Origin of the sequence: Methanolacinia paynteri (assembly GCF_000784355.1) — an archaeon.
GTDB lineage: Archaea > Halobacteriota > Methanomicrobia > Methanomicrobiales > Methanomicrobiaceae > Methanolacinia > Methanolacinia paynteri.
Map to the genome: position 1 here is coordinate 36212 of NZ_KN360939.1, position 17140 is coordinate 53351.

Here is a 17140-nt window from a genome sequence, read left to right on the forward strand (position 1 = left end):
ATACTTACTTTATCCGGCTAACGACAAACTACTTACTGCTGGAAAATTTTCTTTTTTTTAAGACAGATTCCCCCGGGAACTCTTCTACGGTTAGATCTGATTAGCGGGAATTTAATAAAACTATGAACTGACATTATCAACAATCTCCTTAATTTTTCGCATGATAATACACAGAACAAAGAGAGTGATGAGAACTTCGAAAAAGATACCGATGTCTGATATCAAACCCGTAATAATCGATGTTTCAGGGCTTACTGCCAGGTCGGCATCTTTGAAGACCGGATCGATGAACCATCCGAATAGCGGAATTATGCTCTGAAAATAATCAGGAGGAAGAGGTTGCCCTTCGATTAATTCCAGACCGATAAAGAATGCAAGGTAGGGCAATGATACGAGCGGGAAAAAGAATGCCTCAACCATCTCATATTTTCTTTCGAATGTATTTTCAAAATAAAAAACGGCAATGGCAGAAGGGCATGCAATCGAGAACGTGAGTAATATCAGACCTAAAATGATTACAAGAGGATCATCAGGTTGTATCTGATTCATATAGGATGCAATTATTATGAACAATATTGTATAGAGGGCAGAAACCAGCATTATTTTTTTAAATTTACCATTCAAATTCTTCAAGAATGCGTATATTGAAAGAGAAAGCAGGATCGGGATTATTATAAAAATAAAAATTATGATCATGGTTTACTTCCATAATAATTCAGAAATTATTGGGAGATTGATTATTAGATATAAAATCACTCCTCTCTCCGGCTCCCTCTCCTGATCTCTTCCAGCCATAAATTAAGCTCCTCATCGAACTCCTTCCTCCTGGCGAAATCTTCAGGAGTATACTGTCTCCTGACCTTCCTGTGCAGTTCCGGTCTCTCATCCGCAGATTCGTGAACGATCTCGGAGACGCTTTCATCTTCATCCGGGGGAACGGCAAGTGCGGGTATAACCCCAAGAAGCGTGTCTGAAAGACCGTCCCATTCTTTGTTCACCGGGAACCCGGCTGCTGCAAGCGGAACGTCCCATGTGGCGTCGACCAGCACCCACCTCTCGCCGATCAGGGCCCGGCAGGCAAGGTGGTAACTCACAGGAAGGGATGCTGCGAGCTCCCTGAGATTGTCGGGATACCGGAACTCCTGCTGGTCCCATAGGAACGGGACACTCACGTATTTTATCGAGATTCCAAGCCTCTCAAAAAGAATCCCAAGGAGGAAATGTTTAGAAGTGCAGTCCCCTCTCCCTTCCTTTAAGAGGTTGAGAGGTCCCCTGAGCGGATCGGTCTGGTCCGGCATTATGGCATATGGCAGATCACGGATCCGGTTGAAAACCGCAATTTGGCTTTCCGGATATAAAAGCCCGTCCGCCCAATCATCAAGAAGTTTGTCGAAAAAATCTGTCTTCAGCAATTTCTATACCCCATCTTCAAACCTGCCGAAGCAGGCCCGGCTGATATATCAAGTTATATCCGGTGATTGATAATTTTTTCTTATATCCTGATTTCGCTTTTCAGTCCGAACATTTTTTTAATACTCGTTTCCAACTGTTAAATGTTGTGGGGGTTTAATGGAACAAAAAAAGGTTATATTGGCTTTAGGTCTTGCAGCCGTATTTATTGTCGTTATCTCTTTATCGGCGGTTATTTTTTCAGGTGGTAGCGGTCAGTCCTTTGTGGAGGAGAATCCGAAAAATGCCGAGCTTATTTGTGATATAATCGGATACACCAATGCAGTCGAGGCAAGGTTCAATACGAGCGAGCCTGTTCCGGAGTATATCACTGAGAAATACGGGACGATCTACATTCCGCCTGATGTCATGACCTGCGACCTGGTGGAAATTCATGATCTGGGATTAAAGCGGGATAATTCCACCACCCTGAGAACAAGGATCTATGATACCGTATACGACCTGAATTATATATTCATTGAAAGCAGTGTGCTGGAAAACGGGCTGGGTGTTGATTCGTATTCTTCCATAATCCATTATATCAACGATTCGGAAAGCGCCGGGGCGGGGCTATTTGAATTCAGCGATGATGCCGGAGGAGGTTCCGGCCTGTACCGTCAGGAGATCTTTTTCCAGTCACAGTCCGGTGAGGGATTCGGCATACATGTAAGTCCGGCCCAGGAGAGGGCATCCGCTATGAATTCTACGAAGCCTTTGTATATCGTATATTCTACAAAGGACATTGATCACGATTACAGGATACCATTACCTGAATTATGAGGTTTAAAATTATGAAAAAGATGAACATATTACTGACCGTTATTCTTATGGTGATCCCGGTTCTCCTCTCCTCCGGGTGCACGGGGCATTCGGACGAGGACTACCAGGAGAGACTGGCAGAATTTGCCGCAAATGTGAATGCAAGTGCTGAATACTACGACCATGCGGTAGAATCAGATCCTGAAAACGCGACTGCATGGTGCGTCAGGGCGATGTATTACAACGGCAATTTCAACCAGCACGATAAAGCCCTCGAAAGCGTGAACCGTTCGCTGGAACTGGAACCTGAATATGCTCTTGCATGGTACGTTAAAGGCATCATCCTCTTAAATTCGGGCGACAAGGAAGGGGCATCGGTATGCTTCGATAATGCAGTAAAATATGATCCATCTTATTCCGGATCGATTCCGGATGTTGAAAAGTTCGGATCGGAGGGGACTGATTTTATTGCGGTCTCCTATAAAGAAGAATGAAAATTTATTTTTATAATTTTTAAAGCCGCAATCCAGAGCAGGGAATAAATCGTCCAAAGGAAGATCGGCTACACTGCGATGGAATTATTCGAAGGAAAAGAATAAACTGAGGAGTTTCATCCTCACTTTATTGCAGTATAGAAATCAACGGTCTCCGCACAGTAAAAGTCCTCTATGGAGAGAACATTCTCATAACAGGTGACATCCGAAAATCCCCTGCCCTCAAGAATCTGTTTAAGATCGCCGGAATTATAATAATGCGTCCAGAACCGGTAGATGCGATAGTCCTCAGGTTCCGAATATATGATCGTCTGGCTTAGGATGACCTTTTCGTCCTCATAATGGAATGATTCCGTAAGGGCAAGATACGGTTCGGCCCTCCAGAATCCACCCGAACCGGCAGCTTCCCAGCTTTTTTCACCGGGGTTCATTACTGTAGGTGTGTTGTCGTTCATCGTATCGAAGACGAACATTCCTCCGGGCTTCAATACCGAATACACCTTCTCAAGGAGGACATCCCTCTCGCCAGGATTAAGGACATCTAAGTCGCAGAAGATCATCATAACGAGATCGAACTTTTCAGAAAGATCAAGTTCGAGATAGTTCTTGTTGATGTATTCTATATCCAGATCCTTTTCCTGTGCCGATTTCTTTGCATAATCTATGGACCTTTTCGAGAGGTCGACGCCGGTTATGTCATGCCCGGCCTTTGCAAACATCTCGCAGTAGAGTCCCGGGCCGCACCCGAGATCGAGGATTTTGGCGTTTTCCTTTCCAAGCCGGTCAAAAATCCATCCGACTGTCTTTTCAATCGCCGGTTTTCTCCGGCTTGCGAGATCCGAATCCTGGCTGAGGTGCGTCTCAAGGAGAATTTTCGAGATGTGTTCGTCATTCCACATCTCACAGTTTCCTTTCTCGTAGAGCGGCGGTCTCTGTGTAATTTGTCCAATTTTTTTCAAATTCATTATTTCACATTTAATATATCGGGATATTCTTCGGGCGGTCCTGTTAATTTGCAATATATGAGTATTATTAGTAATGATCTTTTTCCGGGAAAAAAAATTCCGTAATAATACAGTAATCCGGTTGCTCCCGGCCGGAAAGTCAGGGTTAGTACTTACTGCTGATCGAAAAAGAAATATTTGTTCGTTCTCAATTACATTTTATTGAATGGGGGTTATTGTGAATAAAGGTACACTCATTTTACTATTGATTGTTATTATCCTGACTCCCGGATGCCTGTCGGAAAAGGAATATACCGGCGATGAACTGACCGACATAGCACTGGCCGATCCAGGTGTTGCTGAAATTTTCGATGGTCATGAGTACGCAATCATCGATTACGGCCCAGCCGTACTGAACGAACAGGACGTCTATTACGTGAAAATATCCGTCGATAAGGGAGGAAAACTGCCGATACCTTATCTGGTGTTTATAAGCAAAACCGGGCAGGTGATCCAGATCTCCGAACAGTTTCCTGTAATCGATCCCGCCACTATTGAACACTGATGAATAATTGCACCAATTACGTGTTCCGGGCAGCCCAGGTTAAAAAATAAAAAAGAAGGTAGTTGATGGATAAGGTTATGATTCGGCTCTCTTCGGGGTCAGGACGACAAGGTACTCTCCCGGCCCCGTCTTTTCGGACTCGCAGTCAAGTCCGCTCATAACGGCGTCGAGTTCGATCCACGGGGGAACGTGGTCGCAGATAACCTCGAGCCGCTCGAAATCTCCTGTCCTGACGAAATGCTGGAGTATTTTTTTACTGCTGATTCCGGGGATCTTTCCCTGGACATCTTTGATAGAGATGGTATAGTTCTTTGGAGATATTTCAAGGGGTGCAGGGATCTCGAATACGGTTGACTTTCCGGCTTTCTCTTCGGCTTCCTCCTCTTCGACGACGTCATCGAGAAATTCAGCCGGCCGTCCTTCGATCTCCCAGATTGAGAAACCGGCCTTCTGGAGTTCGAAGAAAACCGCTCCGCTTGCGGCTCTCGCCACAAAGACACGGCAATCCCCTAAGAAATCCATCAGGCCGGAGATCTTAAGCCTGATCTCCTGAAGGGATTCTCCTTTCATCTCGAACCCGGTCTCGCGGATGGGCTGCCACGAGCAGTCATCGCCTCTTTCGTATACTATGATCGTTCCGGGCTCGGAGAGTATTCCAGTGGTCCCTTCGGAACCCAGGATTACTGCAACTTCAGTTCTCTTCCCTTCGCAGGCTTCACATGGACACATGAATTTTACTCAGATCTCCAGGCGGGTTACGACATTCCCACCTTCGATGTGCTCGTCGAGGATCTCCTCCACGTCGTCGGGCGTGACGGATCCGTACCAGACATTGTCCGGGTATACGACAACGATCGGTCCCTTGTCGCATATCCCGAAGCATCCGGTATTGTTGACGAACACTTCTCCGCCGAGGTCTCGTTCATCTATCTCTTCAACGAATCTCATCAGGATATCCACTCCTGCCTGGGAATGGCAGTATCCCTTCTGCTGGCCGTTAGGCTTTGAACTTGAACATACGAATATGTGGTATTTTGGTTTCTGCATGTCTTTTGCCTCTGTTTATTCTGCTGTAAATCCAGTCTCCGTTACCGTGGCTATCTTCGAGAGAAGCTCCTGCTTTCTGAGTTCGCGGTATGAAGAGTGCTTCTTTTCGAGTATGGTGTTTGTGAACCGGTCGAGGAATGATAACGTTCCTCCGTATCCTGCAGATAGTATCCTCTGGCCTCCGACACGGTCATGGATCGGGAAACCGGCCCTGACGATCCTGATGTCGTGCTTCTCCTCGAGCAGTCTTCCTCCCGAATGGCCGATGGCAATATTCGAACCGGCCTCAAGTGCGGCCGCCTCGATCATGGAGAAGTCCGCACCTTCGAGAATAACCGGGTACTCGTCGCAGTCCGATTCTTCAAGGAGCTTTTCGAGTGCAGGTATAAGCCGCGAATGGGCCGATCCAGTCGCGATTACCGAAGGGATCGATCCATTCTCAAGGCATAATGAGGTATAGGCATAGACAAGCTCCGGCTCCCCGTAGATTACCGGCCTTGCCGATGCATTATACTTATGCGAATCGGCCATTGCATCAATAAGCCAGCCACGTTCATAACCGAGGCTCTTCGGCATGGGCTTTCCGGTGATTCTCTTCAGGGTGTCCATGAGCATGTCCGTATTACCTATGCCTATCGGCAGGGGAAGGTTGATCAGTGGGACACCGAAGTTCTCCTCAAGGTAATGCCCGGGTGAGATATTCTTCTCACAGGTGAGTCCGAACTGGATCGTAACCGGGGCACCGCTCATCTCCGAAATAGCCGACGTTGGTGTTCCACCGTCCGGGATCTTCATGTACTTTCCGGCGAACGGGCGGTCAAGAGTCATGGAATAGTCGGGCAGGAGCGTGTATTCGACGCCCCATGTATCGAGGATCATCCTGATCGCCTTTATATCGGCAGTGCTGATATGCGGGATTATCACGTTGATCCTCTTGTGGTAGGCGATGTCCTTTCTTGTGTAGTGTACGATTATGTCCCTGGTCGCGGTCCAGAATCCTTCGGTGTGGCTCTTGTCGTAGCTCGGTGTCGAGACAGGGATTATGTCGGTGTCGATCTCTCCCTTCTCTGCCTTGTAAGTGGAGATTATCCTGTTCAGATCCTCTCCCATCGTCTCGGTCAGGCAGGTTGTGAGGACGCCTATGACCTTCGGCTTATAGACTCTCCTCACATTGTCGAGCGCCTTCATGAGATTCTGTTCACCACCGTAGATGGTCTGCTTCTCGTTCAGGGAGGATGATGCCACGTCGATCGGCTCGTGGTAATGCTCCACGTTGGTCAGTCTCATGTATGTGCTGCATCCCTGCGAACCATGAACCAGGGCCATAGATCCTTCGACGCCCTTGAAGGCGACAACTCCTCCGAGCGGCATGCACATGTGGCACTGGTTCTCGTTGACAAGTTTGGCCGTATCCGTGTGATTGGTTCTGGTGTGATCGGAATTTGGCATTATTACATTCCTCCCTTCTCTTCTCTCATGTACTTCCATACCGGGGAGCATGTGGTGGCATAGACCTCGCGGATGAACTTTATAGCCCCTTCAAATCCAATGAGGCCGTCCTTCCTGTCATGGTTGTGGTCGATGAAGCCGACGCCCAGCTTGTATGCAAGGAAACGCTCCTTCACACCGCCTGCCATGACGTCGACCTTCTTCTCGACCAGGAACTTCTCTATCTCCGCCGGATTTGCATCATCGATAATGACCGTTCCTTCACTGAGCAGTCTGCCCATTCTCTCGTACTCTTCCTGCTTTCCTGTCTGGGTGCCCGTAAGGACGATCTCCATCCCGAGATCCTGCAGCTGGCGGATGATTGCAAACGCCTTGAAAGCACCGCCCACGTAGATCGCGGCACGTTTTCCTTCGAGCTTCTTCCTGTACTTCGCGTTGACTTCACGGACAGCCCCGATCTCCCTTTCGATAAGGGCCTCGCAATGTGCGGTGATCTCCGGGTCGTCATAGAACTCAGCGATCTTTCTAAGGCTCTCGGCCGTGTTGTCCGCACCGAAGAAGTTCACATCGATGTACGGTATGCCGAAGTCTTCCTGCATCTTGTTCGCCAGCCAGTGCATTGAACCAGTACACTGCACGAGGTTCAGGCACGAACCGGGAGACTTCTTCAGGGCTTCGACGGTCGAATCGCCTGTCATTGCGACATTGATCTCGATCCCCATCTCACGGAGATATCTCTCGACGACCCACTTCTCTCCCCCGAGGTTGTATTCGCCGAGGAAGTTCAGCTTCCTTGTCTTCTCGATGACATCTCCTTCCTTTGGAGTTATGAGCTTGTAGAGTGCCTCTCCTGCAGCCCGGTAACCAACAACCTTGTTGCCCGATACGAAACCGCTCGACTCGACCGGGATTACGTCTATCCCGTATGTCTGCGAGGCATTCTTACAGACGGCGATGATGTCGTCCCCGATCATCCCGACAACGCAGGTAGAGTAGACGAATATCGCGGGAGGGTTGTACTTCTCCACCAGCTCGTCTATGCAGGCGGCCAGCTTCTTCTCCCCTCCGAAGATTACATCCTTCTCCTTCATGTCGGTGGAGAAGCTCTTCCTGTAGTTTTCAGAACCGCTCGAAAGACTGCCCCGTATATCGTATGTATACGAGGCGCAGCCGATCGGCCCGTGAACCAGATGGATCGCATCGGTCACCGGATTCAAAACGACCCTTGCACCACAGAATACACATGCCCGCTGGCTTACCGCGCCTGCCAGGCTGTCTGATGTGCAGCATATGCTGCTCTTGTTTTTACCTGTGGTGACGATCGAATTCCGGCGCTCTGTGATCAGGTTATCCGTATCCGCTGTCAGCGAACATGTGTTATCCATTGTCATTCCTCCTTTTCCGTTACAATACGAGTTCGTAGTCTTCGTCGGCACAGTCGCGGTCACGGCGGTCGAGAAGTGCATTGCTTATCATCTCGATCAGGCGAAGGCATCCCCTGTAGCCGGTAACCGGCATCAGGGGGTGTACTGCACGGTCGAAGATCGGGAACCCGAACCTTACGAACGGGACGTCCTCGGCTCTTGCGATATATTTCCCGTGTGTGTTTCCTATCAGCAGGTCGACGGGCTCTTCCTTGATCCACTCGTGAAGGTCGAAGAGATCTCCTTCGGCCTTGACCTTGCTTCCTTCGATTCCGGCCTCTTCGAGCATTGCGCTGATAGTCTCCTCGAACTTCCTGCCGTTTGTTCCCGTAAGAACATACTTCGGGATCATTCCCATAGTGATCAGGAACTCGGTCATCGCGATTACAGTGTCCGGGTCACCGAATATAGCGACCTTCTTCCCCTGGTAATGGAAGTGTGTGTCGATGAGCGTGTCGATGACCTGACCCCTCTCGATCTCGAGGGACTGTGGGACTTCTACTCCGAAGCCGTCCTTTACCGCCATGATGAGAGCGTCTGTCGCCTTGATCCCGATTGGGATCTTCAGCGGGACACCGGGGACCTTGCACTTCTCCTGGAGGATCGCAGCTGCCTCTGCAGACGACCATGCACCGAGTGCGAGCGTCAGCTTAGAGTTGCCCGAGTCCTTGATGTCCTCGATCTTCGCCCCGCCCATCGGGTACATTTCATACTTCTTCAGCAGGGGCGAGTCCATAACATTGGTGGTGTCCGGATACATTATCGACTGAACTCCCATCTCGGTCACGATCCGCTTTACCTCTCTCATGTCCGCAGGGTTTACGAAGCCGGGGAATATGTTCGCCTGCTCCTTCTTCGGGTTTCCGTCCGACTCTGCAAGGTAGTTTACGATTCCCTTGCACATGTTCGAAAACCCTGTTATGTGCGAGCCGTAGTAGCTCGGGGTATTGCAGTGGATGACATACTTGCCCTCCGGGATCTCGGTCTGCTTGATGATCGTCGGGATATCGTCCCCGATTGTCTCACTGAGGCATGTCGTGTGGACTGCAATGATGTCCGGGTTGTAGATCTCGAATATGTTCTTTATCGATGTCTTCAGGTTTGCAGCGCCTCCGAATACTGAAGCTCCTTCCGTAAAGGAGCTTGATGATGCCATTGCAGGGTCACGGAAGTGGCGGGTGAGCGCCATCCTGTGATATGCACAGCATCCCTGTGACCCGTGGCTGTGCGGGAGACAACCGTGAATTCCGAGGGCGGCATACATCGCACCGAGCGGCTGGCATGTTTTTGCCGGGTTGATCTTTCCTGTAGTATGTGTTGTGACAGGTTCCTTTGGTACGCAGTCGAGCATCTTTACTCATCTCCTCCGGTTTCGTCCTTTTCCCAGGGCGGGGTGATCATCTTCCATGCAGGGGTCGACAGTGCGTTTGCAACATCCTGTGCGAAGATTATCGCACCCCTGAATCCGGCGTACGGGCCGCTGTAGTCGTACGAGTGCATCTGCTTTGACGGGACTCCCATCTTGTGCGAAATGTACTTGTCCCTGACTCCCGAGAATAACAGGTCGGGATGGAAGATCTCTATGAGCTCCTCGGTCTCGTAGTGGTTCGGGTCGTCGATCATTACGCTGCCGTCGATCATATCGGGATACATTCCGTCATAATTGCCGAGTTTTCCCATCTCAACCATCTTGTCGTATTTCTCCTTCGACATCTTCAGGTGGAGGTGGGGCTCCTCGTACATCTCGGGGTCCGGCTCGAGGTGGAGCTCGGGGATGTTCTTCGAGTCGGCGTCGCTCTTGATCGTCGGGATTACCTCACGGCCTTCATAGTCGTCACGGTGGGCAAACTCGTAACCTGCAACCACAACCTCCATCCCCAGGTCCCTGAGGAGGTATTGGTAGTGGTGGCTTCGTGAACCGCCGACGAATGCGAATGCTGTCTTGCCTTCACATATCTTGCGGTACCTTTCAAGTTCCGGTGAGATTGCGGCAAGTTCGCGCTCGATTACTATCTCAGTTCTTGAAATCAGGTCTTCGTCCCCGAAGCACTGCGCCATGTCGCGAAGGCTTTCGATCGTCGCCTCCACTCCTATGAAGTTCACCTTCAGCCAGGGAGTTCCGTACTTCGTCTCCATCATCTCGGCGATGTAGTTGATCGAACGGTGGCACTGGACCAGGTTGAGGTGTGCCTTGTGCAGGTTTTTGATGTTCACGTAGGCCGAATCGCCGGTAAGTATCGAGTTGACATTATATCCGATATCTTTGAGGATGCGCTCGATCTCCCATCCGTCCCCGCCGATGTTGTACTCGCCGAGGATGTTGATGATGTAATCGCCTTCCAGCTCGTCGGTTCCTGTTCCGATGATCCGCTCCATTATCTGGTTGTTGGCGATGTGGTGGCCCGCCGACTGGCTGACTCCCTTGTATCCTTCGCAGTTGTAATGGAGAACCTGAATCCCGTGCTTTGCTTCTGCGGCCTTCGATACTGCACTCAGGTCGTCTCCGATAAGTCCTATCGGACAAGTGGAGCAGATGTTAATCGCTCTGGGGTGGAAGATCTCGACGACCTCGTCGATCATCTTCGTGAGCTTTTTTTCGCCGCCGAAGACGATGTCGCTCTCCTGCATGTCGGTCGAAAAGCACATCGTTCCGAAGAGGTGTTCGGGGGGTGTCTTCTCATCGGCTCTTGCCTTGTTCCTCCTTGTTCCCCAGCTGTAGTAGCCGCATCCGATGGGGCCGTGAGTGATCGTGATCATATCCTTTATCGGACCTACGACCACACCCTTGCAGCCTGCATAACAGCATCCCCTCTGGGATATTATGCCTGGGACCGTTCTCGTATTCGCCTCGATCTGCGGGCAGGAGGCGGCCTCACCGGTCTTTGCGACGATATGCTTCTTCCTGTTCTTTTTCACCTTGTCAGGGTAAGGAGTCATTATCTCGTCTGTGTTCAGTTCAGTAAGTGTCATTTTTCTCGCTCCTGTCAGCCTTACCAGATCGCAGCGTCGCCCGATTCTCCCGTGCGAACACGGATTGAGTCGGTTACCGGGGTAACGAATATCTTTCCGTCGCCTGCACCGCGTTCTGTGCGATTGGCCTTCATTATTGCTTCAACTATTCTTGGGACATCCTCGTCATACGCGAGGATCGTGAAGAGACGTCTGGGAAACATCCTCGTGTCGTCGAGGAATGTAACGATCTGCTCTTCGGATTCATGCTCTTCGATGACGTCGTCCGGCGCCATGCCCTTCAGAATGTCCTTGCATGGCGTGATGATATTCTCGTCATGGACGAGTTTTCCCCGGCCCATGACCCTCATCGCGGTAAAACCGGCGACACCTGCTTCGATTAAGGCACGCTTCGTGGCGCCGGTCTTCTTCATTCGCACGATTGCCAAAATTTCCTTCATTTCAGCACCTCCTGCTCAAAGACCCTTTGTTCCTTTGGAGATCGTGTATGCCTCCTCTACCGGGCTTATGAATATCTTTCCGTCACCGAAGTTTCCGCTGGTGCCGGTTTTTGCGGTCTTTATTATTATATCCGTAATTTTGTCCTTGTCCTTGTCTTCGATGGCAACAAGGATTAAGGTCTTCGGGATTTCGTCGTAGAAGACGTCTCCCATCCTGATACCCTTTTGTTTTCCGCGGCCTACTACGTCGACGACTGTTGCGGCATGAAATCCGCCTGCCGAGAGGTTTTCGAGAACCTCATCCTTCTTTTCGGGCCTGACTATCGCTCTTACGAACTGCATCTTTGTCACTCTCCTGATATTTGGTTCTGTTCAGAGTCCGAGGAAACCGTGCTCCATCATTAGTTCTTCGAGGCGATCCTGGCTCATAGGCTTTGGGATGACGAACATCTTGTTGCCGTCGATTGCAGCTGCAAGGCTGCGGTACTCGTTTGCCTGGTTGGATTCGGGATCGAAATCGACGACTGTCTTCTTGTTGATCTCCGCCCTCTGGACGAGGTTGTCACGGGGAACGAAGTAGATGAGCTGCGAGCCGAGTTCTGTTGCAAATGCCTGGAGAAGTTCGAGTTCGTGGTCGACCTTACGGCTGTTGCATATGATTCCGCCGAGCCTGACGCCGCCTGTTTCGGCATACTTCTGGATACCCTTGGAGATGTTGTTTGCAGCGTAGAGCGCCATCAGTTCTCCTGAGGCGACGATATAGATCTCCTGAGCCTTTCCTTCACGGATAGGCATTGCGAATCCTCCGCATACGACATCACCAAGGACATCGTAGAAGACGTAGTCGAGATCGTCGGTATATGCACCGAGTGATTCGAGGAGGTTGATCGATGTGATGATACCCCTTCCTGCACAGCCTACACCAGGTTCAGGACCTCCGGATTCAACGCACATAGTCTCTCCGAAACCGGGCTTGAGGACATCCTCAAGGTCTATGTCGTCTCCTTCATCCCTTAGTGTGTCAAGCACCGTCTTCTGGCATAGTCCGTGGAGCAAAAGCCTCGTTGAATCGGCCTTCGGGTCGCACCCGACTACCATGACCTTCTTTCCTGAAGCTGCAAGTGCCGCTACTGTGTTCTGTGTGGTAGTCGACTTTCCGATACCACCCTTTCCGTAAATTGCTATCTGTCGCATGTGTTTACACCCATTGTTTCTTTTGACAAATAGTAAGTTAACATATTAAATATTTATAGCTTATGGAATATATATTCCAACAAGCAATATTTATAGTTTTGTTTTTAGTAAACTGAATTTATTGAATTTAAGTACTTTGCTGATGATAAATAATTACAAATCCTATACCGGATTTATCAATAAAAACGATCGTTTTTTGCGGGATTCGATCTGCCCTGAAAAGGGCCTGATGGAAGATCGGGTCATGCATAACGATGGATGCCGGTTTTATGATTTTTCGGTGTTCCGGCACCTGCCGCAGGTGCCCGCATCATTTCAAAAAGATCAAATATTCTCCCTGCGACAGAATGATTATGGATGATCTAAAGGTGAATTGTTTATTTTTTTTGAGAAAAAACCTGCAATAAAGTACGGCATCATAATTTCGATTATATCCTGTGTGTTCGGACTTGTCCTGTACTTTATGGCCACAGGTATTGTGAGGTACGGAAATTACAATAATCTCGGGTGGGAGGTTGCAATACAGTTTTATTTCATGGCTTTTGTTTTTACCATGATTGCTGCATACCTTGCATCACGGGATTTTGAATTAATCAGTAAACGATCGAAGAAACAAAAGACCGGTTCAGGTCTGCTTGCAGCACTTGTTGCCGCCTTTATTCCCGGAATCTTTTATTATATCCTTGATCTAACCATACTTCACAATTCTTTCATATTGTATTTTTTCGGGTTCCAGTTCTTTTTCGTTCCCGTTCCCGCGGAATAATCGGAGGATTAATCGGGTATTTTGTCGATGGTAACCGTTGGATTGGCGGGAAAGATGGTATCAGTCGTTTTATCCTGTTTTCATCTGCGATTATCCTGGTGGAGATGATTCTTTTTCTGGTTATCCTGCACCTGGTAACCGGTATGGGACTGGTTCCTCATGACGGCGGTTACCTGCCTTATGATCTTTCATATTAATATTTTTGAAACGGCTGTCAACCTGAAGGTCCCGGTAAACCAAAATCCATAAAATCCCTCCGGTAAATATGATTGGCTATGAAGGAAGCGGATCATTCTTCTGATGAATACAAAGGCACCGGATATGAAGTCTTCATCCTGCTGCTGTCTGCTCTTTCCGTATTCAATATAATATTCTATCTCCTCCCCGATTTGGTTCCTGCGGCGACAGAGATCGTTGGCATAATCGATCTCTTCATCAGTTTAGTGTTCATGGCTGATTTTCTCTTCCGTTTTTTTACATATGATTCCAAGTACCATTATTTCTTTAAAAACTGGGGATGGGCCGATCTCCTCTCTGCAGTTCCTTTTCCAATAGCCAAGATCTTCCGTCTTTTCAGGATAATACGGATTGTCTATGTGATGAGAAAGAACGGCGTCGATAAGATCCGGAAAGAGGTATCAAAGAACAGGGCCGAGGTTGCCTTATTCTTCATCCTGATATTCATCATAATAATTATCGAACTATCGTCGGTCCTTGTGGTCCAGTTCGAAAGTGTGTCCCCGAAAGCAAATATTCTTACCGGGGGAGATGCCATCTGGTGGGCGTGCGTAACAGTTACAACTGTCGGGTACGGAGATTTTTATCCGGTTACGGTCAAAGGAAGAATTGTGGGTATTGTGCTTATGATCTCGGGAGTCAGCGTATTCGGAACACTGGCAGGTTTTCTGTCGACCAAACTTGTATCCCGGAAAGAGGATACCGGGCCTGATCCGGAGATTACCGCAAAGATTGGGGAGATTCATTCGCTCTTAAAGGAATGCAGGGGTTTTCAGGACGATCTCTCGTCCAGGATTGGAGAACTTGAAAATAATATCCCTGGTAAAGAAAAGAAATAAAATCACATCTCTCCTTTGGCTTTGAGATGGAGCCTGAAGACCGTGCCGATCTGGTTTTGAAAGAGGTCATAGATGACAAATGATTTGGTCACAGCAGGCCTGAACGCTCCGTTTGACATTTTTATAGCTATCTTTGATTTTTCCCCGAAGAAGTTGCATTCCCTGACAATGCTGTTGAACGTATCCCTGTAGGGTTCCCTTGTTGCCGCATTATAAAAGAGCAGATACTTGTTGATAGATTCTCTTGCAGCCCCGGAAATATTGGTGTTTATCATGTGTTCTGCATATGGGTTCAAAAATATAATTCCCCCTTTTTCATCGAGGATGAAGTAGGCGTCCATCTCTGAGAGAGATTTGTATAGAATGACCGCAGGGAGATCATACTGGTTCTTCTTCTCTTTTTTCTTCATCTCACCCTTTGCAAGAGCGATCTCGATATTCGAGTAGATGTCGTTTGCAGTAAAAGGTTTTGTAATAAAGCTGCTCGGCCCTGCCGTGGCCGCTATCCTGAACAGTTCTTCGTTTTTTTCTCCGGAAATAAATATCACCGGGATTCCGAAGAGTGATGTTATGTACCTGGTGGCAGTAATCCCGTCTATCCTTCCCTCCAGCCGGATATCCATAAGTATGATGTCGGGCAGGTGTTTAATCGCCTTATCGAGTGCTTCCTCGCCTGTGGTGACTTTATCGATGATTGTATAATTTCTTTTGCCGAGAACGTCCTCTATAAGCGAGGCGACGAGATCGTCATCTTCGACAATTAAGATTTTTTTTGCATTGCCTTTTATCGTATCTGCCATATGATTAACTCCGTTAATCTGGTGCCGGTTCAGGATATTTCTGGAAAAAATAGCTGAAATGCAATATTTCCTCTACAGGAGCCGGGTTTATCTGTAATTATTATATCTGCTATTAAGATGAAAATAATTCTCATCTATTTTCATGTATCGGATTCTTCCTAACCGGGTGCAATAGGCCTGATCGGGTTGATAATTGAAAAACGATATATATTTTTCTGCCCGATATACCGGAATAATGAAAAAACGGATGATTGCGGCATTGATTATCCTTATAGCATTCTTCCTTGTAGTTTTATTTTACATCCAGGCAGATTCGGACTATATTTCTGCTCATAATAAATCCAAATTAGTTTCGGGAACAGAATCAGCACCTTCCGGCCAGAATATTTCAACTGAATCTGCCGGCCAGGCTGAGAGTCCTGATAATTATACCGGCTCCTATTCGTCGGAAGGTCCGGACGAACTTTTCAGCGAGATTGCATCCGTGGCTCACGGCTACGGTGAATATGTACTCTACGATGAAGACGGAATGCAGATCCTCTCCGAAGGAGACGAAAGAAGTGATATATCATTATCTGTCGGAAGGACGAAGACCATGAACCGTATGTATCTCAAAGACCTTTATTCGGGCCATGAATATGAGATATCGCCTCCTGCCGGATTCAAATTTCTGCTTGTGAGTGTAACTGCCGCCCCGGTCGCTGCCCATCTTGAAAGACATACTACTCCTGCAACCAGAGATTTCATCGTAGTGGACCCGTCGGAAAATATCACTCCGAATCTGAATTTTGCTGAGGGTCTCGGTGCGGTAATAGAAAATGATGTGTCTCATGATACTATGATCAACGGCCGCTTCGTAATCCGGGGTGTGGGTGAGATATATGTGGGGAAGGAGGTATTTTCGTCCCTTAACGCTGTAGAAGGGTCCGGTGCCCTTACAGGATGGATAATCTATGATGTGGCTGAAAATTATTCAGTTTCTCCGGATACATATCTCGAACTTGAACTTGGCGGTGAGAAGGTCTACTGGAGACTGCACGATATTCAGGTTGATTTTCAGGTAATGAAGAACTATGATACGGGCAGGATTACGGTATCATACAATGGGGGTCCGGAGAGCTATTTCATTCGTGCGATAGAAGCCAAACTGGTAAAAGCGGACGGTTCTGTTGAAGATAAATCCGTAGAATCGGCTGAAGATGAGGAATATCTTCCAAAAACAGAATTCTTCCTTTCCGGGTCTCCCGGGGAACAGGACCAGTTGTCAGTGAAGGTGGTTAGTTCTTACGGGGAGGAATATACAAAGTACCTAAACAAGATCTGATTTTACATGAAAATCACGTTGTGATTTACATGAAACAGTCCATGAAAACTTTGTTTCATAAACGTTTTTTCGGATTCAAATCTTAAGATACGTGATATTGTCGAAGATCATGAAAACCTGCCCTCTTCCTCCCCGTGCGATTCCTGCGTACATCTTCTCACCGCCACTCTCCGGGGTGAATATGTAGTGATCTTCGATATTTACCCATGTTCCACCAGACAGCCCGTTTCCGTTCATATCGGACATGTAATATGTTCCGTCGGATTTGATCGTCATAATCTCCTGCAGGGGCAGACTTTTGTTCTCCCATGTGCCAACGGCCTCATCCGTAAATGCAACACAGCCGCAGGAGATGACCATGATCAGTCCGGCAGCGACCAGCCATTTCATGATGATTCCTTCTCTTTTTCGACAGTATAAATATTAATTGATCATCGCG

General features: G+C 48.2%; 20 protein-coding genes. 6 read left to right on the plus strand and 14 right to left on the minus strand.

All coding sequences use genetic code 11. The features are described 5' to 3' along the window. Window positions 1-120 precede the first annotated feature (120 nt). Window positions 121-600, minus strand: a complete 480-nt coding sequence (locus METPAY_RS09955; protein WP_157199059.1) for a hypothetical protein — start codon at window positions 598-600, stop codon at window positions 121-123. A gap of 152 nt (window positions 601-752) precedes the next feature. Further along, a complete protein-coding gene (locus tag METPAY_RS09960) occupies window positions 753-1412 on the minus strand; it encodes a hypothetical protein (protein ID WP_048152011.1) in 660 nt (219 codons plus the stop codon). A 157-nt stretch (window positions 1413-1569) separates the two neighbouring features. On the opposite strand from METPAY_RS09960, the gene METPAY_RS09965 reads away from it, so the two are divergent. Then, the gene (locus METPAY_RS09965) at window positions 1570-2229 is read left to right on the plus strand and encodes a hypothetical protein (RefSeq protein WP_048152013.1); all 660 of its coding nucleotides are present in this window, start codon (window positions 1570-1572) and stop codon (window positions 2227-2229) included. A gap of 11 nt (window positions 2230-2240) precedes the next feature. After that, window positions 2241-2702, plus strand: a complete 462-nt coding sequence (locus tag METPAY_RS09970; RefSeq protein WP_084600825.1) for a tetratricopeptide repeat protein — start codon at window positions 2241-2243, stop codon at window positions 2700-2702. A 122-nt stretch (window positions 2703-2824) separates the two neighbouring features. Here METPAY_RS09970 and METPAY_RS09975 read toward each other — a convergent pair whose 3' ends face one another. Continuing rightward, complete coding sequence (locus METPAY_RS09975; protein ID WP_048152020.1) at window positions 2825-3667, minus strand: class I SAM-dependent methyltransferase; 843 nt, start codon at window positions 3665-3667, stop codon at window positions 2825-2827. Window positions 3668-3884: 217 nt separating this feature from the next. Between METPAY_RS09975 and METPAY_RS09980 the strand changes: the two genes are divergently transcribed. Next, window positions 3885-4211: a hypothetical protein gene (locus METPAY_RS09980; RefSeq protein WP_157199060.1), complete on the plus strand. Its 327-nt coding sequence runs from the start codon at window positions 3885-3887 to the stop codon at window positions 4209-4211. 75 nt (window positions 4212-4286) lie between these two features. Here the strand turns inward: METPAY_RS09980 and METPAY_RS09985 are convergent, their stop codons facing one another. The 9 genes from METPAY_RS09985 to nifH are packed head-to-tail and all read right to left on the minus strand — an operon-like array spanning window position 4287 to window position 12735. After that, the gene (locus METPAY_RS09985; protein ID WP_048152024.1) at window positions 4287-4940 is read right to left on the minus strand and encodes a Fe-only nitrogenase accessory AnfO family protein; all 654 of its coding nucleotides are present in this window, start codon (window positions 4938-4940) and stop codon (window positions 4287-4289) included. A 9-nt stretch (window positions 4941-4949) separates the two neighbouring features. Next, a complete protein-coding gene (locus tag METPAY_RS09990; protein WP_013328213.1) occupies window positions 4950-5258 on the minus strand; it encodes a 2Fe-2S ferredoxin in 309 nt (102 codons plus the stop codon). 15 nt (window positions 5259-5273) lie between these two features. Beyond that, window positions 5274-6707, minus strand: a complete 1434-nt coding sequence (locus METPAY_RS09995) for a nitrogenase component 1 (RefSeq protein WP_048152027.1) — start codon at window positions 6705-6707, stop codon at window positions 5274-5276. A gap of 2 nt (window positions 6708-6709) precedes the next feature. Beyond that, window positions 6710-8092, minus strand: coding sequence for a nitrogenase iron-molybdenum cofactor biosynthesis protein NifE (gene nifE, locus METPAY_RS10000; protein WP_048152487.1), 1383 nt, complete (start codon window positions 8090-8092; stop codon window positions 6710-6712). Window positions 8093-8111: 19 nt separating this feature from the next. After that, a complete protein-coding gene (locus tag METPAY_RS10005) occupies window positions 8112-9482 on the minus strand; it encodes a nitrogenase component 1 (RefSeq protein WP_048152030.1) in 1371 nt (456 codons plus the stop codon). A gap of 2 nt (window positions 9483-9484) precedes the next feature. Continuing rightward, window positions 9485-11101, minus strand: coding sequence for a nitrogenase molybdenum-iron protein alpha chain (nifD, locus tag METPAY_RS10010; RefSeq protein ID WP_048152033.1), 1617 nt, complete (start codon window positions 11099-11101; stop codon window positions 9485-9487). A gap of 20 nt (window positions 11102-11121) precedes the next feature. Beyond that, a complete protein-coding gene (locus METPAY_RS10015) occupies window positions 11122-11541 on the minus strand; it encodes a P-II family nitrogen regulator (RefSeq protein ID WP_048152035.1) in 420 nt (139 codons plus the stop codon). 15 nt (window positions 11542-11556) lie between these two features. Beyond that, window positions 11557-11883 carry a P-II family nitrogen regulator gene (locus METPAY_RS10020; protein WP_048152039.1) on the minus strand — a complete coding sequence of 109 codons (327 nt, stop codon included), beginning with the start codon at window positions 11881-11883 and terminating at the stop codon, window positions 11557-11559. Window positions 11884-11913: 30 nt separating this feature from the next. After that, on the minus strand, window positions 11914-12735 hold the full coding sequence (gene nifH, locus METPAY_RS10025; RefSeq protein ID WP_013328220.1) for a nitrogenase iron protein: 822 nt from the start codon (window positions 12733-12735) through the stop codon (window positions 11914-11916). Between the two features lie 463 nt (window positions 12736-13198). On the opposite strand from nifH, the gene METPAY_RS10030 reads away from it, so the two are divergent. Together METPAY_RS10030 and METPAY_RS10035 are read left to right on the plus strand one after the other, a co-directional pair. Then, the gene (locus METPAY_RS10030) at window positions 13199-13501 is read left to right on the plus strand and encodes a hypothetical protein (protein ID WP_211251529.1); all 303 of its coding nucleotides are present in this window, start codon (window positions 13199-13201) and stop codon (window positions 13499-13501) included. A gap of 275 nt (window positions 13502-13776) precedes the next feature. After that, window positions 13777-14577, plus strand: coding sequence for a potassium channel family protein (locus tag METPAY_RS10035; RefSeq protein ID WP_048152045.1), 801 nt, complete (start codon window positions 13777-13779; stop codon window positions 14575-14577). A gap of 2 nt (window positions 14578-14579) precedes the next feature. Here METPAY_RS10035 and METPAY_RS10040 read toward each other — a convergent pair whose 3' ends face one another. Then, window positions 14580-15377 carry a response regulator gene (locus METPAY_RS10040; protein ID WP_048152048.1) on the minus strand — a complete coding sequence of 266 codons (798 nt, stop codon included), beginning with the start codon at window positions 15375-15377 and terminating at the stop codon, window positions 14580-14582. 235 nt (window positions 15378-15612) lie between these two features. Between METPAY_RS10040 and METPAY_RS10045 the strand changes: the two genes are divergently transcribed. Beyond that, complete coding sequence (locus METPAY_RS10045) at window positions 15613-16701, plus strand: hypothetical protein (RefSeq protein WP_157199061.1); 1089 nt, start codon at window positions 15613-15615, stop codon at window positions 16699-16701. Between the two features lie 75 nt (window positions 16702-16776). Here the strand turns inward: METPAY_RS10045 and METPAY_RS10050 are convergent, their stop codons facing one another. Continuing rightward, on the minus strand, window positions 16777-17091 hold the full coding sequence (locus tag METPAY_RS10050) for a hypothetical protein (protein WP_048152054.1): 315 nt from the start codon (window positions 17089-17091) through the stop codon (window positions 16777-16779). Window positions 17092-17140 lie beyond the last annotated feature (49 nt).